26 protein-coding genes are annotated in these 23,323 nt (G+C 36.1%); 18 read left to right on the plus strand and 8 right to left on the minus strand.

Features of this window, described 5'->3' with window-relative positions; genetic code table 11:
- The first annotated feature begins 190 nt into the window (after positions 1 to 190).
- The 12 genes from ACKI30_RS06420 (at position 191) to ACKI30_RS06475 (ending at position 12,522) form a co-directional block, all read left to right on the plus strand.
- Entirely contained in the window at positions 191 to 985 is a 795-nt protein-coding gene (locus tag ACKI30_RS06420; RefSeq protein WP_292741056.1) for a 2-amino-3,7-dideoxy-D-threo-hept-6-ulosonate synthase, read from the plus strand.
- A 9-nt stretch (positions 986 to 994) separates the two neighbouring features.
- Entirely contained in the window at positions 995 to 2,125 is a 1,131-nt protein-coding gene (locus ACKI30_RS06425) for a 3-dehydroquinate synthase II (protein ID WP_407410890.1), read from the plus strand.
- An 8-nt stretch (positions 2,126 to 2,133) separates the two neighbouring features.
- On the plus strand, positions 2,134 to 2,691 hold the full coding sequence (thpR, locus tag ACKI30_RS06430) for an RNA 2',3'-cyclic phosphodiesterase (protein WP_407410892.1): 558 nt from the start codon (positions 2,134 to 2,136) through the stop codon (positions 2,689 to 2,691).
- Between the two features lie 5 nt (positions 2,692 to 2,696).
- Positions 2,697 to 4,064 carry a CCA tRNA nucleotidyltransferase gene (cca, locus tag ACKI30_RS06435; protein ID WP_407410894.1) on the plus strand — a complete coding sequence of 456 codons (1,368 nt, stop codon included), beginning with the start codon at positions 2,697 to 2,699 and terminating at the stop codon, positions 4,062 to 4,064.
- 72 nt (positions 4,065 to 4,136) lie between these two features.
- Positions 4,137 to 4,481, plus strand: coding sequence for a hypothetical protein (locus tag ACKI30_RS06440; protein WP_292740911.1), 345 nt, complete (start codon positions 4,137 to 4,139; stop codon positions 4,479 to 4,481).
- A gap of 177 nt (positions 4,482 to 4,658) precedes the next feature.
- Complete coding sequence (locus ACKI30_RS06445) at positions 4,659 to 5,213, plus strand: DUF2284 domain-containing protein (protein ID WP_407410896.1); 555 nt, start codon at positions 4,659 to 4,661, stop codon at positions 5,211 to 5,213.
- Positions 5,214 to 5,222: 9 nt separating this feature from the next.
- Entirely contained in the window at positions 5,223 to 5,912 is a 690-nt protein-coding gene (npdG, locus tag ACKI30_RS06450; protein WP_407410898.1) for an NADPH-dependent F420 reductase, read from the plus strand.
- A gap of 6 nt (positions 5,913 to 5,918) precedes the next feature.
- The gene (locus ACKI30_RS06455; protein WP_407410900.1) at positions 5,919 to 6,401 is read left to right on the plus strand and encodes a hypothetical protein; all 483 of its coding nucleotides are present in this window, start codon (positions 5,919 to 5,921) and stop codon (positions 6,399 to 6,401) included.
- A gap of 125 nt (positions 6,402 to 6,526) precedes the next feature.
- Positions 6,527 to 6,691, plus strand: coding sequence for a hypothetical protein (locus tag ACKI30_RS06460; protein WP_407410902.1), 165 nt, complete (start codon positions 6,527 to 6,529; stop codon positions 6,689 to 6,691).
- Positions 6,692 to 6,702: 11 nt separating this feature from the next.
- Positions 6,703 to 8,487: an alkaline phosphatase family protein gene (locus tag ACKI30_RS06465; protein ID WP_407410904.1), complete on the plus strand. Its 1,785-nt coding sequence runs from the start codon at positions 6,703 to 6,705 to the stop codon at positions 8,485 to 8,487.
- 255 nt (positions 8,488 to 8,742) lie between these two features.
- Positions 8,743 to 12,117 (plus strand): C1 family peptidase, encoded by a 3,375-nt coding sequence (locus tag ACKI30_RS06470; RefSeq protein WP_407410906.1) that lies wholly within the window; start codon positions 8,743 to 8,745, stop codon positions 12,115 to 12,117.
- 75 nt (positions 12,118 to 12,192) lie between these two features.
- Positions 12,193 to 12,522, plus strand: a complete 330-nt coding sequence (locus tag ACKI30_RS06475; RefSeq protein ID WP_407410908.1) for a TIGR04076 family protein — start codon at positions 12,193 to 12,195, stop codon at positions 12,520 to 12,522.
- A 5-nt stretch (positions 12,523 to 12,527) separates the two neighbouring features.
- Here ACKI30_RS06475 and ACKI30_RS06480 read toward each other — a convergent pair whose 3' ends face one another.
- Positions 12,528 to 13,157 (minus strand): CatA-like O-acetyltransferase, encoded by a 630-nt coding sequence (locus ACKI30_RS06480; RefSeq protein WP_407410910.1) that lies wholly within the window; start codon positions 13,155 to 13,157, stop codon positions 12,528 to 12,530.
- 89 nt (positions 13,158 to 13,246) lie between these two features.
- On the opposite strand from ACKI30_RS06480, the gene ACKI30_RS06485 reads away from it, so the two are divergent.
- On the plus strand, positions 13,247 to 14,578 hold the full coding sequence (locus ACKI30_RS06485; RefSeq protein ID WP_407410912.1) for an FAD-dependent oxidoreductase: 1,332 nt from the start codon (positions 13,247 to 13,249) through the stop codon (positions 14,576 to 14,578).
- Positions 14,579 to 14,600: 22 nt separating this feature from the next.
- Positions 14,601 to 15,578 carry an Mrp/NBP35 family ATP-binding protein gene (locus ACKI30_RS06490; protein ID WP_407410914.1) on the plus strand — a complete coding sequence of 326 codons (978 nt, stop codon included), beginning with the start codon at positions 14,601 to 14,603 and terminating at the stop codon, positions 15,576 to 15,578.
- Here the strand turns inward: ACKI30_RS06490 and ACKI30_RS06495 are convergent.
- Both ACKI30_RS06495 and msrA read right to left on the minus strand, forming a co-directional pair.
- Positions 15,575 to 15,970, minus strand: a complete 396-nt coding sequence (locus ACKI30_RS06495) for a hypothetical protein (protein WP_407410916.1) — start codon at positions 15,968 to 15,970, stop codon at positions 15,575 to 15,577. The genes ACKI30_RS06490 and ACKI30_RS06495 overlap by 4 nt on opposite strands.
- Before the next feature lie 50 nt (positions 15,971 to 16,020).
- A complete protein-coding gene (gene msrA / locus ACKI30_RS06500; protein WP_407410918.1) occupies positions 16,021 to 16,899 on the minus strand; it encodes a peptide-methionine (S)-S-oxide reductase MsrA in 879 nt (292 codons plus the stop codon).
- Positions 16,900 to 17,022: 123 nt separating this feature from the next.
- Between msrA and ACKI30_RS06505 the strand changes: the two genes are divergently transcribed.
- Positions 17,023 to 17,211: a hypothetical protein gene (locus ACKI30_RS06505; RefSeq protein ID WP_292740933.1), complete on the plus strand. Its 189-nt coding sequence runs from the start codon at positions 17,023 to 17,025 to the stop codon at positions 17,209 to 17,211.
- Between the two features lie 9 nt (positions 17,212 to 17,220).
- Positions 17,221 to 17,499 carry a hypothetical protein gene (locus ACKI30_RS06510; RefSeq protein WP_407410920.1) on the plus strand — a complete coding sequence of 93 codons (279 nt, stop codon included), beginning with the start codon at positions 17,221 to 17,223 and terminating at the stop codon, positions 17,497 to 17,499.
- A gap of 30 nt (positions 17,500 to 17,529) precedes the next feature.
- Here the strand turns inward: ACKI30_RS06510 and ACKI30_RS06515 are convergent, their stop codons facing one another.
- The 4 genes from ACKI30_RS06515 to ACKI30_RS06530 all read right to left on the minus strand — a co-directional run bounded on the left by ACKI30_RS06515 (position 17,530) and on the right by ACKI30_RS06530 (position 19,884).
- A complete protein-coding gene (locus ACKI30_RS06515; RefSeq protein WP_407410922.1) occupies positions 17,530 to 17,796 on the minus strand; it encodes a hypothetical protein in 267 nt (88 codons plus the stop codon).
- Positions 17,797 to 18,240, minus strand: a complete 444-nt coding sequence (locus ACKI30_RS06520) for a hypothetical protein (protein WP_407410924.1) — start codon at positions 18,238 to 18,240, stop codon at positions 17,797 to 17,799. It lies immediately after the preceding gene.
- 1 nt (position 18,241) lies between these two features.
- On the minus strand, positions 18,242 to 18,730 hold the full coding sequence (locus ACKI30_RS06525; RefSeq protein ID WP_292740939.1) for a hypothetical protein: 489 nt from the start codon (positions 18,728 to 18,730) through the stop codon (positions 18,242 to 18,244).
- A gap of 203 nt (positions 18,731 to 18,933) precedes the next feature.
- Positions 18,934 to 19,884 (minus strand): ketopantoate reductase family protein, encoded by a 951-nt coding sequence (locus ACKI30_RS06530; protein WP_407410926.1) that lies wholly within the window; start codon positions 19,882 to 19,884, stop codon positions 18,934 to 18,936.
- A 183-nt stretch (positions 19,885 to 20,067) separates the two neighbouring features.
- On the opposite strand from ACKI30_RS06530, the gene ACKI30_RS06535 reads away from it, so the two are divergent.
- Entirely contained in the window at positions 20,068 to 21,507 is a 1,440-nt protein-coding gene (locus ACKI30_RS06535; protein WP_407410928.1) for a hypothetical protein, read from the plus strand.
- 4 nt (positions 21,508 to 21,511) lie between these two features.
- On the opposite strand, the gene ACKI30_RS06540 is transcribed toward ACKI30_RS06535, so the two are convergent.
- Positions 21,512 to 22,048 (minus strand): hypothetical protein, encoded by a 537-nt coding sequence (locus tag ACKI30_RS06540; RefSeq protein ID WP_407410930.1) that lies wholly within the window; start codon positions 22,046 to 22,048, stop codon positions 21,512 to 21,514.
- A gap of 243 nt (positions 22,049 to 22,291) precedes the next feature.
- On the opposite strand from ACKI30_RS06540, the gene ACKI30_RS06545 reads away from it, so the two are divergent.
- Positions 22,292 to 23,323 (plus strand): Na+/H+ antiporter NhaC family protein (locus tag ACKI30_RS06545; protein WP_407410932.1); only part of this gene is annotated, 1,032 nt, incomplete at its 3' end.

Consider the following 23,323-nt stretch of genomic DNA (forward strand, 5'->3'; position numbering starts at 1 on the left):
CATGCGCATAAAATTCATTATTTAATCATTTTTTTAATATAAATTTTTTAAAGTAATGTAATTTTTATTATATATTTTTATTCATTTATTCAATTTTAATTAATTAACTTTATAGAATTGTATATTTTTGTACAATCAAGATTTATATATCATAATGAAGAGAAATATAATTCATAAGTAAAGAGGTTTTATAATGATAGGTAAAAAGATTCGTTTAGAAAGAATCATCAACAGAAATACGGGTAGAACCGTCATTGCACCTATGGATCATGGTGTATCAAGCGGTCCTATTCCAGGAATCATCAATATGGATGAAACAGTAGAAGAAATCTCCCAAGGCGGAGCAGATGCAATCTTAATGCACAAAGGTATTGTTAAACAAGGGCACCGTGGTTACGGTAACGATATAGGTCTTATTGTGCACTTGTCAGCAAGTACTTCTCTTGCACCAGATCCAAACGATAAGGTAACTGTAACAAGTGTGGAAAAAGCTATTCAGCTCGGTGCAGATGCAGTTTCCATTCATGTAAACCTAGGTTCAGAAACAGAAAGCCAAATGTTACAGGAATTGGGTGAGATTGCAGAAACCTGTGACTACTGGGGAATGCCACTTTTAGCTATGATGTACCCACGTGGACAAAAAGTTGAAAACGAGCATGACGTTGAATTCGTAAAACATGCAGCACGTGTAGGGTCAGAACTTGGTGTAGACATTGTCAAAACCAATTATACCGGTGATCCTGATTCATTCAGGGAAGTTGTTGAAGGAGCAATCGTACCTGTTGTAATTGCAGGCGGTCCTAAAGTGGAAACCGATGAGGAATTACTCCAGATGGTTAAAGATTCTCTTGAAGTTGGTGGTGCAGGTGTTGCGTTTGGACGTAACTTGTTCCAGGCAGAACAGCCAGGTAAAATCACCAGGGCAATTTCCGAAGTTGTTCACCACGATTTAGAAGTTGAAGAGGCTTTAGAATTCTTAAAATAGGTGTATTAAATGCAAAACAAATTCGCTTGGATAAGCACTCCTGATGAACTGTGGGAAGACAAAAAGGAAATGATTACCACTGCGCTTGAATCAGGAATTGACCATGTCCTTGACTTCGATGACATCGAAAACATCAGAAAATTGGGCAATGTAAAAATCATTGCAAATTCAGATGACGCTGACATTTATCTTGTCGGAATAAATGGTGAAGGAGACGGTTTTGTAGAGTTGAACGATGACTTTACAGATTCTAGAGATATTGCAGATGCAAAAAGAGCAAAAAGCGAAGGTAAACAAGTTTGTGCTTATATTAAAATTATTGATAAGGCTCATGAACAATTGGCAGTTAAATTGGGTCCGATTGTTGATTATATAATATTGGTCGGAACTGACTGGACAATCATTCCTCTTGAAAACATCATTGCAGACCTTCAAAAGGAAGATGTTGAAATCATTGCGGCAGTCCGTGACCTTGACGGCGCACGTGTCGCACTTGAAACATTGGAGCACGGAACAGACGGAGTCATATTTGAGGCAAATGACTTCAATCAAACTAAAAAAATTGCTGAAGAGGTCGTTAAGGCATCACAGGCAAAATATGAATTGAAAGTGGCTACCATAACCAATGTAAAACCATTGGGCTCAGGCGACAGGGTATGCGTTGACACCACAGACATGATGAAGCCGGGTGAAGGAATGCTCATCGGTTCATATTCAAAATCAATGTTTTTAGTGCATTCAGAATCACTTGAAAGTGAATATGTTGCATCACGTCCGTTCAGAGTAAATGCAGGTCCGGTTCAGGCCTATGTGATGGTTCCGGGAAACAAGACCAGATATCTTTCCGAACTTGTAGCAGGTGATGAGGTATTGATCGTCAATACTGAAGGAGAGACAAGAACAGCATATGTCGGAAGAAGCAAAATAGAAAGAAGGCCTTTGATTTTAATTGAAGCTGAATATGAAGGAAAAACTATCAGAACATTACTGCAGAATGCGGAAACAATCAGAATTGTAGATGAAAACAATGAACCTCTTTCAGTGGCTGATGTAAAACCTGGAGACAAGGTAAAAGTCTACATTGAATCCAGTGCACGTCACTTTGGAATAGCTATTGATGAGACAATCATAGAGCAATAGGTGTCAAAATGAGTCAGCTTAGGGCATTTTTAGCAATCGACGTTGATGAAGACTTGAAAGCCAAGATGTATAAGATCATCAAGGAATTTAAGCAAATTGATGCCAATATCAAATATGTTGATTTGGAAAACCTGCATCTTACACTTAAGTTCTTTGGAGACATCGATGTTGAGGGAATCGACTTATTGTCTTCAAAAATAGAAAGTGTAGTTTCAGGATTTGACAAGTTTCCGGTTAAAATCAAGGGATGCGGTGCCTTTCCAAATACAAAAAGAATAAAAGTCATCTGGCTGGGCATTGACGATGATGCAATTGTTAAAAGGCTTCATGATGAGCTTGACAAGGAATTTGTTAAGTTGGGTTTTGACAAGGACAAAAGATTCTCATCCCACTTGACCATTGGCCGTATGAAAACCGCCAAAGGCAAAGACAAGGTCAAATCAACAATCGAGGAATTTAGTGAAGTTGAGATTGGAGAAATGACAGTGGATAAAATCATTCTCAAAAAATCCACTTTAACTCCTCAAGGACCGATTTATGAAGATTTAGAAATATTTGAATTGTGATTATAATGGATTATGAGCTAATATTGAAAGACATTAAACCTACCGTTGAAGAAAAACGTCATATTGATGATGTTTCTTCAAGATTGATGAACTTCCTGCAGAAAACCTGCGATGAAAAGGGCATTGATGCAAAAGTTACACTGGTAGGTTCAGTTGCAAAAAACACTGCTCTTAAGGGAAAATCAGACATTGACATATTCATTGCATTTCCCCTTGATACAGACAAGCAGTTTTTAAAGCAAACAGGTCTTGATTTGGCTCATATCTGTTGTGATGAATTCGGTTCAACTCCTGAACATCACTTTGCATCACATCCTTACGTTACAACTGATATTGAAGGATGTGAAGTTGACATCGTTCCATGCTATCAGATTGAAGACGGAAGCCAGCTTAAATCCGCAGTGGACAGGACAATCCTGCACACCCGCTATGTCAAGGCAAACTTAGCTGAAGGACAAGAAGATGAGGTCCTGCTTTTAAAACGTTTCATGGCAGCGACCGGAACTTACGGTTCTGAATTTAAAGTCGGAGGATTTGCAGGTTATCTGTGTGAACTTCTTATTATTCACTACGGCAGCTTTGAAAATACTCTAAAGGAAGCTATCAACTGGAAGCATGGCCATTCAATAGATTTGGAAAACTACAACACTTCTAGCTTGTTTAAGGGAGATCCTTTGATTGTAATAGATCCCACTGACATGAACCGTAATGTGGCTGCAGCTTTAAGATTGAATAAGATGGCGGAATTCATTCAGTCCGCCCGTAATTACATATTTTCAGATAATAAGAATGATTATTTCTATCCTTTGAAAAGAAATCTTAATAAGGAAGATATTCTGGATGAATTTTCAAAAAGAAACAGTGATTTGATTGCAGTCAGATTCAACATTCCTGACATGCCCCTGGACACTCTTCATCCGCAGCTTAAAAAGACCTGTGAAGCGTTGGAGCGCAAATTAAATGAAAATGAATTCAATGTCTTTAAAGCGGATTACTGGAGTGATGAGATATTGAATGCTGTTATACTTCTTGAAATGGCGTCATCAAAGCTCAACGACATTAAAGTCAATGTGGGGCCAAAAGTGTTCATTAACAAGGCCTGTGAGAATTTCACTGCAAAATACGGCCGTGAAAACTGCTATATACAGGATGACTTTTTGGTTCATATGCAAAAAAGGGAATTCAGTCAAGCGGAAGACCTATTGAAATATGTTTTCACACAGGAACATATCGGCCTTATTAAAGTAGGCAAAAACCTTAAAAAAACCATTATCAAATCACATGAATTCATTGACATTGCCGATGTGGGCAATGAAAACTTCCTGGAGTTTTTGGATGACTTCATTAACCCCGGACAGCATATCGTAAGATGATTTGCAGTCACTATTTTTTAACTTATTTTTTTGCAAAAAGTACATATATTTAGTTATACCTTAAAATTAACTATGACTCAAAAAACATTTCTTTATGAATATTCAAAAGAGGATTTTGAAAATTTGGAATATATAGAAAAGGAAGCTTTCAAGAAAGCCGATGAGATCAACGATAAATTTCTTGATGTTAAAATACTGATGGATGAAATAACTGAAGAATTGAATGAATATTTGAAATATCTTGAAGTCAAAAAAATCTCTAAGATACATGAGTTCAGGGGAGGCACATGCATTGAATTTGACGATGAGCTTAGGCATGCAATAGTAAACACCCTTAAAAAATCACTTACCGACACTCAAAAATCTGTTAATTTTAACACTAAAAAAATTGCACTAAATCGTGTAATCAATGGTTAAATATATTATTTTGTTCAATTTTAAGGGGATTAATTTGGATATGAAATTGGCGAAAAAATAGAAATACGGTCTTTTCTTATTCAAATACCAATCATTTTTAATTTTAAACAAATTTGATTAAATTTTGAAATTTTTCAATAGAAACTTTTATAATGTTCAATTTATATATTGATTATTATGTCAGAGATAAAAAAACTCACATGCGATGTTGATGTGGGGGAGTTTGTGGAGAAATATGTAAATTTTGAAGAGGTTTCAAAATTATGCATTGAAGAGGAGGAAGCGCTGGGATACAACTGGAATTATCCTCCGTTTGATTTTGATGTTTATGGGGATGTATGGAATGCATACAACAAATTAAAGATTATTGCTTTTAAAATTGACTTTTCTGCTGAAGAATTGGAGCACGAATTTTCAGAAGAGGAACTTCAATTCATCCTAAAAAGATTTGAACGCATGAAAGTCAAATTCATGAATGAAATTTACATGCTAGAAAGTGAGGATGCACTGGGATTATTTATGGGAAAATGCAACCTGTGCATGAGATGTACAAGAGAATTCAACATGCCGTGCAAAATGCCATTTAAAATGAGATATTCCCTTGAATCATTGGGGGCATACACTGATAAGGCTATTGAAGATTATCTCGGATGCGAAATTAAATATGCGCGAGACGGTAAACTGCCTGAATATTTGATTTTCGTAGGCGGATTATTATATGATAAAAAATAGGTGAGATATATGAAAGTAAGTATAATAGGTGGAACAGGCCCACAAGGACTTGGTATTGCTGAAAGACTAGCTATTGCTGGTGTAGATGTAATTGTCGGATCAAGAAAAGAAGAAAAAGCATTGGATGTAGTTGCAAAAGCAAAAGAAGACCTAGCAGACTATGACTTATCCAACATGGTTGGAATGGCAAACGAAGATGCTGCAAAAGAAGGTGACGTATTGATTATCACAGTACCTTTAGTTGCTCAAAAGCCAACTGTCGAAGGAATCAAGGAGTTCTGTAAGGACAAAATTGTCATGGACGCAACTGTACCTCTAGAAACAGCTATCGGTGGAAAACCTTTCAGATTCATTGATTTGATGGAAGGATCTGCAGCTGAAAGAACTGCTTCCATCTTAGAAGGAACCGGTGCTAAGGTAATATGTGCATTCTGTAATATTTCCAACTCCCACTTAGCAAATATTCCTGAAGAAATAGACTGTGACTGTTTAATTGCAGGTGACGACAATGATGCTAAGGCAGCTGCTGCTGAAATCATCGACAAAATCCCTGGAATTAAAACAATTGACTGTGGAATTCTGGAAAAAGCAAGAATCATTGAAAAAATCACACCATTATTAATCGGATTGAACATCAAATACAAATCCCACTATGGCGGATTAAGAATTACAGGAATTCCTGCTTTAGACAAAGACTAGATTAACATGGATTCATTTGAGGCATTGATTGGTAAAAACATAAATGAAGTTGTCTTGAATGAATCAACAACTTTTTTTATTGCTCCATTGGAGTATTTTTACAAGAACTGCGGTAAAAGATACCCTGCAAGCAAGTTTAAACTGGCTGACTTGGATTATTTTAACCTGATTGAGTTTTATGAACTGTTTAAGTATGAGTCAATCCTGATAATATGGTATTGCAATGACATAATCACTGATTTGGAACTCTATTACTTAAGCAATGACTTTGACGTGCTTTTTGGCGATTACTATATAATAAAAAAGGCCATTGACAGAGGCGAGGCCCACAAGTTGCGTGAAGGGGATACCAAATATCTGGGAGCTTCAAGACTGAATGAAAAGGTTCCGCAGCCAAACAGCGACAAATTGGCCAACAAACGTGAACTTGTTTTAAAAAAGAAATACCTGCAAAAAATCCTTAATGAGCTTGGATTTAAATGCAGATAGCTATTTGATTGATGGAAAGGTATTTTTATTATTGTTTTGCTGGTTTTTTTATTTTTATGTTTTTAGCGTCTGAGATAAAAATAGATGGGAAATATTTTTTAACATAAATAAATATAATAATTGTTATGGAAAGAATTAGTGAAAAACCGCCACGAAATATTTCGATTAAAAGAACCTTGATATTATTTTTTGCAAACGTAATTGCCATGTATGTGGTCAGTTATTTCGGTTTAGGCGTTGAGATTGAGTATCTTGATGAATTCTTCTTTTTGTTTTATTTTACAGTTTAGTAAATGCTATTTTGTGGCCGATTATCACTAGATTATTCCTGCCGTTCATACTTTTGACATTTGGTTTTGCTTTATTCATAGTGAACGCTATTATAATAGTGATTATTGCACCGATGTTTTACATTAACCTGGTTGGATATGGCTTTTTAGTTGCGGCATTTGTATTAACTGCAGTAAATACTCTGTTAACAGCAATTCTGACTATTGATGATGATACTTCATATTATAGGGTTGTTTTGAGGGATGCAAGAAAGAAAAGGAAAAAGGAAGTTAAGGATTATCCAGGTGTTATAGTGGTAGAAGTTGACGGTCTTTCCTATGGAATGCTGCGTGAAGCTATTGAAAGCGGTTATATGAACAATGTTAAAAAGCTAATTGAATCAGAAACTCACACTCTTAAACCTTGGATTACCGATCTGTCTTCTCAGACCGGAGCAAGCCAGGCCGGAATCCTGCATGGAAACAACAGTGACATTGTTGCTTTCAGATGGGTTGAAAAGGAAAATAATAATAAAATTGTCGAATGTTCCTCTTTAAAGGATATTGAAGTATTGGAAGAGAGAATTTCCGATGGAAATGGGTTGCTTGCAGATAATGGAGCTAGCCGGTCAAATCTATTTTCCGGTGATGCTAAAGACATTATTTTAACATCAAGTAAATTCAGAAACTTTAAAAAATTATATAACACTGCATGGTTTTCCCTGTATTCAAGTCCAAGTTATACAGCACGTATTGCACTTTTGGGATTATATGATTTGATTAAGGAGCTTCGTTCACAAAGAAAGCATAAAGTTGAAGATATTCAACCAAGAATTGACAGGGATTTCAAGTACGCTTCCATCAGAGTCGGAACAAATGTCTTTTTGAGCGAAGCCAACACTGCTACATTGATTGGAGACGTGATGGTGGGGGATATTGACGTTGCATATTCCACATATCTCGGCTATGATGAAATAGCGTATCATTCAGGCGTTGAAGATGAGGATTCATATTATGCCCTCAGATTAATAGATAAGCATATCAAACGGTTAATTGAAGGAAGCAGGTATGCTTCAAGAGAATATCAGTTTGTAATTCAGTCAGACCACGGGCAAAGTAAAGGGGCAACATTCACACAGAGATACGGAAAGACCTTTGAGGAATTCGTTATTTCACTGCTTCCGGAGGACATGTCCATTTATGCCAATCTCTCATCACAGGAAGACCACCACACAGAAATTTTCAATCCTTTTTCACGCAAAAAGGATGAAGAAGAGGAAGAGGATGAATGCATAGAATCCCAGGTAACTGTACTTGCATCAGGAAATCTAGCACTGATTAATTTGACTCAATGGGATTACAGATTGACTTATGAGGAACTGATGGAACAATACCCTGACCTTATTCCAGGCATCCTTGACAATGAGTACATCGGTTTCATAGTGGTCTATTCACAAGAGCACGGCAATTTGGTTTTAAGCAAAAACGGCAAATATTTCCTTGACAGTGATAAGATTGAAGGTGAAGATCCTCTTAAAAACTACGGTAAAAATGCTGCTGAAAAAATCAAAAGGCACTGCACTTTCAATCACCTCCCGGATATTCTGGTAAACAGTTTTTATGAGGCTGAAAAAGATGAGGTCTGTGCATTTGAAGAGCTGATTGGAAGCCATGGAGGAATAGGTGGTATGCAGTCCGAACCGTTTATTTTATATCCTTCAGATTGGAAAGTGCCTGACGGGGATATTGTAGGTGCGGAAAATATTTATTCAGTTCTGAAAGAGAATCTGCAGTTATTGAAAAATAACGGAAAATAACGTGTTGGCAGAGATTTAGAGCTAATTTGATATTTTTTTTAAATGAACAGTTATGAAAAAATTGAATATGTCAGTTTAGAGACAATTGGATTATGCATTAATACTTTTGACTACATTTCTTGTTCAGCATTAAATCGATAGTTATATGAATATTTATAATTATATGATAAGTTAATAACTCAATTGTTAATATAATTAGGGGAAAGGGAAATGAAATCAATAAAAAATTTAATATTCCTTTGTTTTTTTATATGTTTGTTTTGTATAGCCAGCGTAAGTGCAGCTGAGTTGGATATAAATGCCTTATCGGCCGAAACGGACTTTGAAAAAACAGCAGATGAAATAATAAGCGTTGAAGACAATGCTGTCATTACTGGAGATAAGGGCAGTGAAGTTAAGACATTCGATGATTTGAAAACAGAAATTGATGATGCTGAAGATGGGGGTATTTTAAACCTCACACAGGACTACATTTACAAATCAGGTTCCTGTGATGGTTTGATAATTAATAAGAGTCTGACAATTGATGGAAACAACCATAAGATTGATGGGGATTCACAGTCAAGAATATTTAAAACATTCGACGGCAACATTACTTTAAAGAATCTTATTTTGGTAAATGGTCATGCTGATAAGGGCGGAGCAATATTCGTCACTAATACTGTCACCTGTATCAATGTTATTTTTGAAAACAATAATGCTCAGGAAGGGGGATCCATCTATACGATGCAAAATGTAACTTTGGATTCCTGCACTTTCAACGGAGGTTATGCAAAAACCGGTGCTGCGATTTATATTAATTTCATTAATCCGAGAAGCAGTGATCTTTCTGATGATAACTTAGATAACATTTCTGATGATGATTTGTATAATGGGAGTGATTTTGGTCCTGATGATGATTTGGATGATGGAAGCGATTTAAATCCGGATGATATGTCTGATGAGATACCTATTGATGATGATGAAGAAGAAGATACTGACTCTCAGGATTTTCCAGAACCTAGGGAAAGATTTATAGATGATGAAAATGACTTTGAGTATGAGTGGTCTGATATTGCCTACAGATGTGTCATTTCAAATTCCATATTCAAGAACTATGATGATATTGGACTGGCATTGATATACGTAGGCGAAGAGCAGCAAATCTCCATAGTCAACACAACATTTGCAAACTCAACTTCACAGTATGCCACAGCAATATACTGTCCATCTATGGTGAGTGTATACTTGGCTAATGACACATTTATGAACCTTCATGCAAACAAAAGCGGTGGTGCAATTGGTTTTAACGGATTTTCAATGTGGAAAATTGAAAATTCTACATTTGATAATGTCTCATCCAATTTGGGTGGAGGAGTTATAAATGCCGACGGAGAGGGTTGGCGTACAGGAATTCAGGCTCAGGTATTGCTTAACAATTCAATATTCAAGAATTCCAAAAGCAGATACGGATCAGTAATAGCCCAATTCGGTAATGAACTCTACATAACCAATTCCACATTCACGGACAATTATGCGGGAGCCAATGCACTGATTTATTCATCTCAGGGAAGATTGAAAATCAAAAATTCCACATTTAAAAACAATGAGTTGAATTCAACCGGAGATGACGTTACAAAAGCCATGATGTATCTCTATGCTACAAATACCATCATAAGCGACTCCAAATTCATAAATAATTCCGACTTGATATTCTCATTGGAGGGCAGGTACAATATAACAAACAGCATATTTGACAATAACGGTCGTGTTGTATATGCTGCAGACCCATTATATTATGTTTTAAAAGATAATGACTATAACAATGATACTTTGGTTGAAAATGCAAGCGGCTCCCAGTTCTATGTTCTCATTGTCAACAGCAAAGGAGCCAATATCGAGCTGGTTGAAAACAATATAAATGTTGAAAAGCTTCCTTCACGTTTTGACTCCAGAGATTGGGGATGGGTGACTGTACCTAAGGACCAATGGATTTCAGGAGCCTGCTGGGTCTTTTCAACATGTGCCGCTCTGGAAACTGCCATTCTAAAATCAACAGGTGTTGAATACAATTTATCCATTCAAAATATTCATAAAAATCTGCTGAGATACTCTCCATACGGATTGGCCTGGCTTTCCGAAGGGGGATGGACTATCTTTGTGGGACATTACATGCTGAGCTGGTATGGGGCATTGCCGGTTGAATACGGTGAATTTGACATGATTGGAAAGGTAAGCGGACCAATCATTTCATCAGATGCGGTTCATGTCCAGGATATGATATGGACTAATCCGCGCAATGGCAATTTAAGCGACATTGATCAGTTTAAAGAGGCAATCATAAAATACGGTGCCATAACTTCCGACATGTTTGTGGATTATAATTCAAAATACTTCAACAGGAACACTTCCGCATGGTATTATAATGAAACAGTGGCTACAAGTCCATCTCATGCAGTCTGTGTAGTTGGATGGGATGACAATTATCCGGCAGGAAACTTCAACATTGCTCCTCCGGGCAACGGAGCATGGATTGTGAAAAACAGCTACGGTCCGGATAGCTATGATAACGGATATATCTACATATCATACTATGACACAGTATTCAACAACGAATCAGTTGAGGTGGCATTCGTCTTTGAAAACACCGAAAATTACACAAAAAATTATCAGACAGACGTTTCCGGCGAAGTCACAATCAAGAACAAATCCGAAAACTATTCCTACAGGAATTCATATGTGGCAATTGAAGACGATTTCATTGCGGCTGTCGGAACATACTTCGATGCTTTGGATGAAGATTATTCACTTGAAATTTATGTAAACGATGTATTGAAATACTCCCAAAGCGGAAAAGCACCATTTAGAGGTTATCATACAATCAAATTGGAAAAATATGTTCCTGTAAGGGCGGGGGATACTTTTGAAATTCTCATGAAAACCCATTCCATGCCTTTGGTTACCAGTTCAAACATTCCATATCATCAGGGTGTTTCAACTGCAACAAATGGTACTGAATGGATTGATTTAAGTACAATCAATGCCACAGTGTCTCTGAAAGCTTATACAAAACCGTTGGTCAATCTGACAACAGCAATCAAGGCCAGCGCAGTAAAAACTGTGTATAACGGAGGTAAATATCTGACAGTCAATGTCAAGGATGTGTATGGGGATGCTCTTAAAGGCGTCAAAGTCACCATAAAACTTTCAAACGGCAAGGTTAAGACATTGACAACAGATTCCAAAGGTCAGGTCAAGTTTTCAACAAACGGTTTGGCTCCAAAAACATACACTGCAACAATAACAACTGCATCATTTGGAAATTATCTAAAGACCACTGCAACCTCAAAAATAACAGTCAAAAAGGCAACTCCTAAAATCACTGCCAAGGCAAAGACATTCAGCAAATCTGTCAAAACCAAAAAGTACACAATAACCTTGAAAACCAACCAAAACAAGGTAATGAAAAAGACTAAGGTTACTTTGAAAATCAATGGTAAGACTTACACAGCAAAAACCAATTCAAAAGGTAAGGCTACCTTCAAAATCACTAAATTGGCCAAAAAAGGTAAGTTCACCGCAACCATCAAGTATGCCGGCAGTACATATTACAATGCTAAGACTGTTAAAGCTAAGATAACTGTTAAGTAATTGCCAAGGCAGTTACTTTACTTTTTTTATTTTTTTACCATACTATTATCATATATTTTAAACAAATACTTTAATATGAAAAAGGTAAAAATCACTATTTTAAAGACAACTCTTCAAGAAGATCTTGCAAAGGAGTATGGTGTTGAAGGACTTTCCACATGCCCTATGATGAATGAGGGTGAAGTGTATTATGCCGATTATGCAAAGCCTGACGGATTCTGCGATGAGGCATGGAAAGCCATTTATCAGTATGTCTTTGCACTCGCTCACGGCGCTCAGGAGATTTGGTATTATTCAGACTGGATAAAAACTCCCGGTGTAGCTATTGTTTCATGCAATGACGGTTTAAGGCCAGTCATAATGAAGCTTGAAGCAACTGACATCGAATCAAAAGCAGAGGAATAATATTACTAAAAAGTAATATTGTCAAATTCCTTTTGGGCATTTTCGTAAAAGTATCCTAGCTCACGACCGTTGACAAAAATATGGCTGACTGTAATTGAAACGCTCATTTCATAGTTTTCGTTTACTTTTCCCCATGTAATTAAAGGTTGAATTGCCTTTCCGTCAACTACGCAGTTTGTAAGCATGTCAAAGTCAACCCATGGAATGCATGAAAAGTTTGCAATGTTTTCAAGGTCACGCTTTTCCATTTCAAGCATGCATCCTTCTTTTCTGCCTTCAAGAATATCTGAAGACAGCTCATTTACATAGTCATGCCATTCAAGAATATTGCCGAATTCATGTGGTGTTTTAACTCTCATTTCGCGGTAAATCTCTTTTTCCTCATTCATTATGGGTGTCAGACCTTCAAGAAATTCATGTTCAATGGCTTTGCCGTCAATTATTCTTCTTTTAAGTTGGGGAACTGAGTTCACCGCATTCATAAGGCATCCCAGGCTCATAACAAAAAAGGACTTGTCATTTTCATGACACCATTTCCACATCTTTTCCACATTAATTCTTGCTGACATCGCATATCGTGCTGAAAAAAAATTAATGAACGGATTTTCATTTAAATTTAAATCAATTTCTTTCATTTTTAAACAAAACCTTCTTAATAGTTACTTTTTTATATGTATTTAATGATATATATTAATGTTATAAATCATAAAGTGGTTTTGTTATAATGAAAGTAGTAATTGTAGGTGGAGGAGCTGGAGGAATCTCAACAGCTTCAAATATACGCAAATTGGATAAAGATATAGAAATTACAGTAATCACAAGAGATAACAAGGTGGCATACTCTCCATGTGCTATTCCTTACGTACTCTCAGGTACAATAGAATCCTTCGATGATATTGTAATGAGGACTCCTGAAGATTATAAAGAAAAGAATATTGATGTTATCATAGAAGCAGAAGTAACTGCTGTTGATTCCGATAAAAAGACAGTAACATACGAAAAAGACGGTAAGGAAACCGTTTTGAATTGGGACAAGCTGGTGCTTGCAACCGGTGGTAATCCGTTCGTCCCTCCTATGCAGGGTGTAGACCTTGACGGAGTGTTCAGAATCAGAAACATCGATGACGGTATCAAAGTACAGGAAGCAATGAAGGAAGCTAAAAGCGCTATCGTAACCGGAGCAGGTTTAATCGGTATTGAAATTGCTTTTGCCCTTAAAAAACAGGGACTGAATGTAATATTAAGTGAAATGTTACCTCAAATCGTTCCTAGATCTCTCGACAAGGACATGTCAGACATCTTGGTGAAATATCTTGAAATGGAAGGAATCAAGGTAGTTTTAGGTAAACCGATTACAAAACTCATCGGTGACGGCAAAGTCGAAAAGGCATGCTTCGGCGATGAGGAAATTTATGACGCTGACATGGTAATCATGGCAACAGGTGTAAGGGCGGAACTTGACCTTGCAAAAATGGCAGGATGCGAAATCGGAAGATGGGCAATCCTTGTCAACGACAGAATGGAAACTTCAGTTGAAGACGTATATGCTGTCGGGGACTGTGTCGAATCAAAAGACCTTATTTTAGGTTCAAATACAATTTCACAACTCGGTACCACTGCTGTGCGTGAATCCAAGACATTGGCCCGTACAATCTGCGGTAAAAAATCCAAATTCAATCCTGTATTGAACTCAATGGTTTCCAAAGTCGGCAAATTGGAATTCGGTGCTGTCGGATACACTACAAGTTTCGCTCAACAGAACAGAATCAGACCTGTTGTACAAAAGGTACAGGCTTTAACCAGAGCACGTTACTATCCAAATGCAAAACCAATGGATATTAAAGTTATATGTGATGGAAACGGAACCATTATCGGTTGTCAAATCATAGCGGAAGAAAGGGTAGCTGAAAGAATCGATACAATGACATTGGCTATCACTGAAGGTTTAACCTGCTTTGATTTAAGCAATATGGAGTTCGCTTATGCTCCACCGGTATCAATGGTTACAGATCCACTAATCCTTGCTGTAGAAGAAGTAAGTAAAAAATTCAATTAAATAAAAAAGGGGGAAGATAATTATGCCAGAACATGGACACGGACACGGTCATCACGGTCACGGAGGCCAAATGACACCTGAACAACAAAGACAAATGATTGAACAGGAAATCAGGTTAGCTAAAAACCTTGGCCAAATCAAACATAAGATTGTTGTAATGAGTGGAAAAGGTGGAGTAGGAAAATCCACCGTAGCAGCAAACATTGCTGAAACCTTACAGAAATTAGGATTCAAAACTGGAATTTTAGACGCAGATATTCACGGACCAAACATCCCTAAAATGTTAGGCCTTGAATTATACGGAGAAGCTTTCCAGAATAATCAGTTTGAACAGTTCAAAGCAATTACCGAAGCGGGTCTTGCCAGTCAGGACTTCAAGAATGATGAGGAAAAATTAGAATTCATCGAGTCCAAAAAACAGGAATATTCACATTCAATGTTTCCTGTAGTCGCTCCAAGCGGTTTGAAAGTAATGTCAATGGCATTCCTGTTGGACAGCATTGACACACCAATCATCTGGAGAGGACCTCAAAAAACCGGAGCAATCAAGCAGCTGATTTCCGATTGCCACTGGGGAAGCCTTGACTATCTAATCATCGACAACCCGCCGGGCACAGGTGACGAACCTTTGACAGTTCTTCAAACAATTCCTGATGCTGATGCAGTAATCATGGTAACCACTCCTAACGTCGTATCCCAGGAAGACGTATTGAAATGTGTAAAAATGGTTCAGCAAATGGGCATTCAAAAGGTTGGCCTCATTGAAAACATGGCTTATTATATCTGCCCGCACTGTGACGAAAAACTCCACATTTTCGGTAAAGGAAATGGCGAAGCTTTCGCTGAAGAAATGGAAATCACTTACCTGGGCGATTTGCCAATTGAAGAAAAAGTATCTGATTCACCTAACAAAGATGGTGTTATCTCAACAATCGAACCTGATGATGAAGTTTCAAAAAGATTTGTTGAGATTGTCGGCGAAATCCAAAAAGAGTTTTAGATAAGAGAAGTGTTTAATATATAACTTACTCTTGCTATATTTACGATGTATCCTAAGAAATTAGGATCTTCTTTTAATTTTTTAAAGTAATCTAGTTTTTCAATAATGTAATCCTTGTTTTCATCCATCACATTGAATGAGAAGTACTGCATTCCATTGATGTATTCCTGCTCATCTGTAAAAATAGGAACAATGTATTCTCCGTCGTTTGCATAAGGAATTTTAACGGGTTTTGAATCTTCCACGGATATGATGAAGTGCTTGTCCTTGATGTATTCCTTAATTTCACTTTCGGTTTTATCAATGGCGTCCTGGTTTTGATTTTCACTGTGCATGTAAATCATGTTGATATGATTTTTCAATTCCGGATGTTTAATCTCTTCAAGCTTCATTATGTATTATTTTATCTTTAAAGATTATAAAGTTTGGTTTGTGCAATCCGTTATAATTTGTCTTGTTCTTTATTTTTTGGTATGAATTTCAATGCTGCGGAGTTGATGCAGTATCTTGGAGAACCTCCCGGTCCGTCATGGAAAAGGTGGCCCAAATGTGAATTTGATTTGGCGCTTCTGATTTCTATTCTTGTTGTTCCATGTGAAAAGTCCCTGTTTTTTGTAATCACATCTTCAGATATTGGTTTTGAAAATGCCGGCCAGCCGCATCCTGAATCAAATTTGTCCTCGGAAGAGAACAGAACTTCGCCATTTACCACATCTACATATACACCTTCTTCAAAAAAGTTGTCATATTTGCCGCTAAAAGCAGGTTCCGTCATTGCAAGCTGTGTTATTTCATACTCTTCCTTGGTCAGGTGGTCGAATTCTTCATCGTCAATTTGATTTAAATCAACATGACAATAGCCCTCCGGATTTTTTTCAAGGTATTTTTGATGATACATCTCGGCGGGATAGAAACTGCCTATTGCATGGGCTTCAACTGCAATTCTTTTTTGGGATTCTCTCTGTTTTTGTTTTAAAAAATTCAATACGATGTCCTTTTGAAAATCCTCCTGCCAGTAAATTCCTGTTCTATACTGGGTTCCGACATCTGCGCCCTGACGGTTTCTGGCGTATGGGTCAATAATGCTGAAAAACCTTTCCAGAATCTCTTCAAGAGAAATGATTTGAGGATTATAGGTTGCCTTAACTGTTTCGGCATGACCTGTTTTTCCACTGCAAACCTTTTCATAAGTTGGTGCAAGGTCACGGCCATTGGCATAGCCGACTTCTGTCTGATTAACTCCTTTTAATCTGGATATGAATGCTTCAACGCCCCAGAAGCATCCTCCTGCAAGATAGATAACATGTAATTTTGTAAACATATTAAATGATTATTGCTTTTTTAATATTTTAATTTTCCATTTAAAAACTGGAAATCCCGATTGCGACAAAAATCTTTTTTATTATAAAAATCATAGTAATATTATATACTGGAGGAAATCTTAATGTTTTACAGTACCATAATGAAAATTGATTCAATTGATAGATTAAGAGATATTAGGGATGCATTACTTGTAGAACAAGGAATTAACCCTACTCGTCAAGGCGAACAAGCTATTAAAGTTGTAGTTGAAAGAATTGATGAAATCCAAGCTACTTTAGATAAATCCGCTACAAAAAACAGATACAGATAAGTGATTTTTGTGATAAGACGTGTTACTAGTAACAGGCGCCTTTTAAGAAAACGGATGTATAAAGCACCGCATACCCGTCATAGGAATTCTACATATTATCGTGAAAATAAGAGTCTTGCTAAACCGTTTCAGGATTCATTTAAAGACCTTAACGGCCCGAACATAAAATGTAAAAGACGACCAAAACGTGAAGTTCAAAGCGGTTTTAAAATGTCTTACAGATATAAGTATTACCGTAAGGAAGATATTGTAGAAGAGGACGAAGAAGAATTTGATGATTCTTCTTAAACTATTTTTTTAAAAAAAGAGTAAAAAGAGTTATAACAACTCTTCATTTGAAATAATCTTGTTTTCGTTGTGAATATTTAAAATGATGCCGCTGAAGGCCTCATCGTTTTTTGCAAGTTCTCTAAACAGCTCATCAGAAACTTCAGTAGGCTGATAGTCTTCCAGTTCCAAATATTCAAAACCTTTTGCATATTCATTTAAATCAGAAAATACAATTATCTTAAAGTCATCAAGACTTCCTGCAACAAGAAAGTCCTTTTCATGATCTTCTCCGAGTGTGGGACAAATATATTTCATCTAAAAGCTCCCGTTTCTATCCATATTAAAGTTCTGTGAGTGAGGATTTATAACAAAACCCTGGAAATATTCATCTTCATCTGCCATTTTTGAAATGTCATCCGGAGTTACAACCTTCATTTCAAGCTTGTCTAAAAACAGTTTGGAAATCTTTGCGCTTCCAACTGCATATTCACGGATATCAGTGAAAATAGGAATGATATACTCTTTATTTGGTTCCTCAATTATTAATTTCACAGGTTTTTCGACTTCATCAACCAATGTGAAGTATATCTCTTCGGGATATGTTTTCAGGATATTGTTCTTGACGGCTTCAAGCTCAAGAGCATTTTCATTTTTAAGCTTTTTGACCATGTCTGCATAAACCTGAATATACTCTTTAAGCTGGCTTTTGGAAGCCTTAACATTATTTTTTTGATAATCTTCGTAATCTTTTGGATTCATTTTAATCGTGGCATTCGTGAACTTCTTCACTACCTATGACAAAGTCCCATTGTGGAGCGTTGATTGCAAGACCAATGAAATCTTCATCTTCTGAGTGATCTGCTACAATTTCGCTTCCGGTTTTTTTATCACAGGTAAATTCATTTTCTTCAAATTGTTCCTTGAATGTTTCAATAGCTATTTCAGCTTCTTTTTCATCTGTAAATGCAGGAATTACAAATTCTTCTGCTTCTTCATCTTCATCACTGATGATTAAAGCAACAACTTCTTTTTCTTCACTGCTTGCATTTGAAACGATGATGAACTCTTCGTGGAAAACCATGTGTTCGATTTCGTGATAAAGCTCGCCTAACTCTTCGATTTGCTCTTCGTTGTCATTTTCGAAAGCTTCATCGATATCGTCATGGCTTTCAAGGTAATTTTCGATTTTTTCGTTTAAATCATCGTCAAGTTCTATAAATTTTTCTATTAATTCTTTTAATTCGCTCATAATAATCACGTAAAAAATAATTTTTATAAAAATAAGTTTTTTAAAAACAAATGAACATTCTCTTCCTAAACACCACTAAAGGAATACAAACGAATGCTCATTTCAACCATCACCATTGTTCATATTATAAAAAAATAGTATATAACAATATGAACAATATTATTTAGTTTTTCAACATATATAAAGTTTTAGTTTATTTTAGATTAAAAATCACTTTCTATAGATTTTGTAAGGTTATAGATAATCTTATTTGTGCTTACATCAACATTATTTCTCTCACCTAACTCAATTACCTTGCCGGTCAGTGAGTCAATTTCAGTTTTTATTTTTCTTTTTATGTCCTGGTGAGTTGATGAATAGTGGTTGTAAGTGTCAGGGACAAGCTTTGAATAGAATAGGGCCTTGTATTCATCTGAATTGTCCCATAGCGTTTCATATTCGCTTGCTTTTATAACTTCAAAAATCTCATCAATGATGCTGTTCATCAGCTCCTTTGAATATTCGCTTTCCGTGAGCTTTCCATACGGGACGTCAAGAATTGCGCCTAATGGATTTAATGCACAGTTATAAAGCATCTTGGCCCATAAGTATTTGTCAACCTCATCGGTCAGTTCGCAGCGGATTCCTGAAGCGGTTATCATGTCTGCAATTGGCTTTAAATCAGAGTGGTCCTGATTTTGAAGTGATCCGATTAGGATAGGTTCGGTATATACTGTGACTTCGCTGATGTGTCGTTCAGGACGTGTGAAACCGGTAATCAGACGTGCTGAAAACACCTCTTTTTTGCTGAAGAATCTCAGATATGGCTCATCATTTCCGAATCCGTTTTGGAAAATTATTATTTTGAAACCTGCCTTTAGGATTTGCCTGTGTTCATTAAGTTTTTTGGAAATATCGTCATTGGCGGTTGTTTTTGAGGTTATGAAAACATATTCGACCGTATCTTTTGGAATTTCTTTATAGGATTCGTATACTTTTACCTCATCTTTGCCAAATGAGTAATGCTCAAACAGTCCGCACCTTTTAATTCCGTTTTCCTTGATTGCCTTTGCGGTTTCACCTCTTGCAAACAGGGATACATTTGCATTTTGGGATAACATTGATGCCGCAAGTCCTATTCCTACAGCCCCCGCACCGATAACTAAAACATTCATGATTATACTTTTGATTTGGTTATTAATGTATTTTTTGTTGTTCCTAAATTTTAGCTTTAAATGTCCTTTTTTTAGTTAAAACTAAATACTGATTATTAGTTATGACTAAAAAAGCCCTTAAAATAGATTAATTTATATATAAGTAAATTTAATATAATTTTAATTATTGATGGGGAGCATTAAATGAGAGATAGTGACTTGATTGTTAGGGATGACAATACCCAAAAGGTTTTTTTAAGTGAGAGTTCCTTTGACGTAATGGACATTTTAGTTAAGCATTACGATTATATTTTGGAGGAAATCCAAAACGAAGGCATAATCCTTAAGGGCCAGACATGCAACCTCTTTAAGGAACTGATTTTTGAGGGTAATGTTGTCGGCTTTTGCTCATATGATTTTTCATCAGAATTCATCACCGCAGCTTTGAATAACGTATATGTTCTTCCCGAATTCAGGGGAAATCACCTATTCTGTCAGGAACTTCAAAAAACAATGATGGAATACAACAAGCCAAGCATCATTGAACCGACTCATCTGGTCGTGGAATTGCTTGTAAAATACGGTTTTGCCAAAAAAATCAGTGAAAATATCGTTGCAAGCTCCATAGAATTCATTGTTCCGGGCGATCATGTTGAATCAAATGGAAATTATGAAAAGGAAGAGTTGTCCACACATTTTTATGACCTGAATATCTCAGCAAGCATTCATTTTCTTGACATTGGAAAGGGCATTGTCGCTTATAGCTCTCCATTGAATTACGATATAATTCATTATGACTGCATAGATCGCAGAAATGAAATGGATGAGGGTTACTTCACTGAAATTAAGGAGTTTTTCGAGAACAATGATGTGGAAATAATGAACGAGATTTCACAGCTTGAGGATAGGCTTCCAATAAAATCCTATACTCTTGAGGAGGTTGTAGGTGATGAGGAAAACTTTTCACCATACATTCTTTCCCTGATTGAAGATGCACATGTAACTCATGAGAGGGCAATTGAGATTAAAAAGCAGATGGTTGAAGAATATGAAGCGGGGATGATATTAAATGAGTCCTTACTCATAAGACTTGCATATTTATTTGACGAAAATAAGACAATAAGCATCAAGTCCCACAGTGACGTCTGCCCCTACTGCAATATGCCGATAGACGGTCATGACAGGTTCTGTCATTTTTGCGGAATAAATTTGAATTATGACGGAGAAGAAATCTTTGACAGCCTTTTGAATACCTTTGGCGATGACGGGGACTTTGTAGAGGATATCAGCTATGTAGCTTATAAATTCTTAAAACTGATATCTGAAGGCATCAAGCTTGACTACTCAATAATCACCTGTGAAAAAGCATATAATGTTGAATGGGATTTGCTGAAAGGTTATCTGGTCGAAAATAATTATTTTTTTGAAAATCAGATTACCCAGAAAGGTCATGACTTTTTAAATTCACATCCTCTTCATTTCTTTGAGAAATATGAACTGAATCTGTTTGATTACACAGATTTCGAGAAGTTTTTCCAATCCCACAAGGAAATGCCCGGAAAAGAAATAGTTCTTAAGTATCTTAATCAGTTTGATGATGAGGAAGTTTTGGAGCTAAAAAAAGAAATAATAAATGGCAATTAACTAATTACCATCTACTTAAACCGTTTGAGTTCTGATCTGCACTGATGGAATCAATAATATTTTTACAATGATTGATGAAGTAGTCACTGTTTTCATAAGTGATGTTGCTTCCTGAAATCATATAGTTCTGATTGTTTTTGTTGAAGTAAATGTCTGCGCCATATGTTTCCGAGCCTTCATTGTAGAAGAAATATGTTGTAACTCCATTCTGGTCAATAGTTTGGCTTGATGTGTATCCACTTTGATTTAAGCCTTTGACAATGTCGGATATGTTGTTATTGTTATCCAGCAGTTGGGCATAGATTGTTATATTGTTATTTGAATCGTTATAACTTACGGCAGAATCGTTAATCTTGTTTTGAGTAAAGTTTTGTAATTGCGGGAAATCACCGCTTCCCGGATTGCTGCCTGTTGCATCATCAATTGGAGCTGTTGCATTGTTTCCAATAAAATTGATATTGCCGGCAAAAACATTGATGCCGATATATGCAACTATTAAAATTATCAATAATGTATAAAGTTTTTTCATTGTTGAGTCCATGTTAATTGATATTTAATTAAAACTATATAATGATTGGCATGTTTTTCAATACTATGCTTTAATTTTTCAATACTATACTTTTATATTAAAAAAAGTACAAATTATATTATATAATTCAATAAATTACGGTTTTAACAATTATAAACGAAATCTCATTTAAAAAATGATAAATAATTAAATTATTGTTTAAAATTTGTTTATTTGTTCATGAATTATTGATAAATATAGGAAAATGGTGTGATTATGAATAGAAATGTACGTATAGGTTTAATTGCAGCTGTATCTATTATAGCTCTTTTTATATTATCCTTGTGGATTTCTTCTACACCAGCAGGTGCAGATAATTCTGTTCGTTTTGGTGTCTTAACATTAGTACCGCCACTTGTTGCTATTGGTTTAGCATTCATTACAAAAGAAACAATCTTATCTTTGTTTGTTGGGGTATTTGTAGGAGAATTCATGTTATGTGTAAACGATTTAAACATTGTTTCCACAATAGTCAATGCATTCTTACAGTTAGGCTCACAGGTAATTTCTTGTATGGCTGATCCTTGGAATGCAGGTATCATCCTTCAATGTTTACTTATTGGAGGTGTAATTCAGTTAATTACAAAAATGGGTGGGGCAAAAGCTCTTGCAGATTCATTTGCAAAAAGAGCACACACTCCTAGAAAAGCTCAATTATTTACTTGGATTTTAGGATTATGTGTATTCTTTGACGATTACGCAAACTCCTTGATTGTAGGTCCTATCATGAGACCTGTAATGGACAAACTTAAAGTATCTAGAGAAAAATTCGCATTTGTAGTGGACGCAACTGCTGCTCCTGTAGCTGGTATTGCAATTATCTCAACCTGGATTGGTTTAGAAATTAGTTTAATTGCTGCTGGTTTCCAATCTGTAGGAGTAACTAACGCAACTGGATTCGGAATTTTCTTACAGACTATTCCATACAGATTCTATAACATATTCATATTGCTTTTCATTGTAATTTCAGCAATAACATTATACGAATTTGGTCCAATGAAAAAAGCAGAACAAGCTGCACGTAAAAGAAAAGAAGGCGAAGAAGTCATTGTTCCTGAAGCACCTGGTTTCGATGAAGTCAAACCTGTTGAAGGAATCAAATTATCCGTATGGAATGCAATCATTCCAATTTTAACATTAATCGTTGGAGCATTAATCGCATTCTACTGGAGCGGATACACTACCATTTTAGGTGGAGAAGACCAAGCATTAATCACTTTAATGCACACAGCTCCTTTATCATTCAAT

The organism is Methanobrevibacter sp., from assembly GCF_045539575.1.
Taxonomy (GTDB): Archaea; Methanobacteriota; Methanobacteria; order Methanobacteriales; family Methanobacteriaceae; genus Methanocatella.

Bases quoted from the DNA above. Each gene is read 5' to 3' on its own strand.
- ACKI30_RS06425 (WP_407410890.1), top strand. From the start codon at position 995: ATGCAAAACAAATTCGCTTGGATAAGCACTCCTGATGAACTGTGGGAA.
- thpR (WP_407410892.1), top strand. From the start codon at position 2,134: ATGAGTCAGCTTAGGGCATTTTTAGCAATCGACGTTGATGAAGACTTG.
- cca (WP_407410894.1), top strand. From the start codon at position 2,697: ATGGATTATGAGCTAATATTGAAAGACATTAAACCTACCGTTGAAGAA.
- ACKI30_RS06440 (WP_292740911.1), top strand. From the start codon at position 4,137: ATGACTCAAAAAACATTTCTTTATGAATATTCAAAAGAGGATTTTGAA.
- ACKI30_RS06445 (WP_407410896.1), top strand. From the start codon at position 4,659: ATGTCAGAGATAAAAAAACTCACATGCGATGTTGATGTGGGGGAGTTT.
- npdG (WP_407410898.1), top strand. From the start codon at position 5,223: ATGAAAGTAAGTATAATAGGTGGAACAGGCCCACAAGGACTTGGTATT.
- ACKI30_RS06455 (WP_407410900.1), top strand. From the start codon at position 5,919: ATGGATTCATTTGAGGCATTGATTGGTAAAAACATAAATGAAGTTGTC.
- ACKI30_RS06460 (WP_407410902.1), top strand. From the start codon at position 6,527: ATGGAAAGAATTAGTGAAAAACCGCCACGAAATATTTCGATTAAAAGA.
- ACKI30_RS06475 (WP_407410908.1), top strand. From the start codon at position 12,193: ATGAAAAAGGTAAAAATCACTATTTTAAAGACAACTCTTCAAGAAGAT.
- ACKI30_RS06480 (WP_407410910.1), bottom strand. From the start codon at position 13,157: ATGAAAGAAATTGATTTAAATTTAAATGAAAATCCGTTCATTAATTTT.
- ACKI30_RS06485 (WP_407410912.1), top strand. From the start codon at position 13,247: ATGAAAGTAGTAATTGTAGGTGGAGGAGCTGGAGGAATCTCAACAGCT.
- ACKI30_RS06490 (WP_407410914.1), top strand. From the start codon at position 14,601: ATGCCAGAACATGGACACGGACACGGTCATCACGGTCACGGAGGCCAA.
- ACKI30_RS06495 (WP_407410916.1), bottom strand. From the start codon at position 15,970: ATGAAGCTTGAAGAGATTAAACATCCGGAATTGAAAAATCATATCAAC.
- msrA (WP_407410918.1), bottom strand. From the start codon at position 16,899: ATGTTTACAAAATTACATGTTATCTATCTTGCAGGAGGATGCTTCTGG.
- ACKI30_RS06505 (WP_292740933.1), top strand. From the start codon at position 17,023: ATGTTTTACAGTACCATAATGAAAATTGATTCAATTGATAGATTAAGA.
- ACKI30_RS06515 (WP_407410922.1), bottom strand. From the start codon at position 17,796: ATGAAATATATTTGTCCCACACTCGGAGAAGATCATGAAAAGGACTTT.
- ACKI30_RS06520 (WP_407410924.1), bottom strand. From the start codon at position 18,240: ATGAATCCAAAAGATTACGAAGATTATCAAAAAAATAATGTTAAGGCT.
- ACKI30_RS06525 (WP_292740939.1), bottom strand. From the start codon at position 18,730: ATGAGCGAATTAAAAGAATTAATAGAAAAATTTATAGAACTTGACGAT.
- ACKI30_RS06530 (WP_407410926.1), bottom strand. From the start codon at position 19,884: ATGAATGTTTTAGTTATCGGTGCGGGGGCTGTAGGAATAGGACTTGCG.
- ACKI30_RS06535 (WP_407410928.1), top strand. From the start codon at position 20,068: ATGAGAGATAGTGACTTGATTGTTAGGGATGACAATACCCAAAAGGTT.
- ACKI30_RS06540 (WP_407410930.1), bottom strand. From the start codon at position 22,048: ATGGACTCAACAATGAAAAAACTTTATACATTATTGATAATTTTAATA.